The organism is Acidithiobacillus sulfurivorans (genome assembly GCF_018853815.1).
In the GTDB taxonomy this organism is placed as follows: domain Bacteria; phylum Pseudomonadota; class Gammaproteobacteria; order Acidithiobacillales; family Acidithiobacillaceae; genus Acidithiobacillus; species Acidithiobacillus sulfurivorans.
Window position 1 is genome coordinate 1 of sequence record NZ_JAAOMP010000108.1, and the last position, 299, is coordinate 299.

General features: G+C 57.2%; 1 pseudogene. It reads right to left on the reverse strand.

Annotated features, from left to right (window positions below):
* Positions 1 to 299 (reverse strand): annotated as a pseudogene (locus tag HAP95_RS09530) (DNA cytosine methyltransferase); the annotation flags it as partial.

Here is a 299-nt window from a genome sequence, read left to right on the forward strand (position 1 = left end):
AATTGCCGAGACAAAAAGGCACCGACAACGCCATGATGCTGCCCGCCGGCACTGATCGTCATCAATGGGTCTTCCATATCCCGCGCATCGCAGTGGCCACGCAGATGCGTTAGGTGTGCCATAACGAATTGTTGCTGACTTCCTGTATTCGTAATCGTACTCGCAGGCCTCCGCAGGTCATGCCCAGGAGTGGTGTTAAATCCACTGTTCATTTGCGCCAGGTACGCACTGGCTACTGCATGTTTGGTTCCGCCCGCGACCACCGTTCCCAGCGGGGCATCCAGATCCAGAGAGCGCGG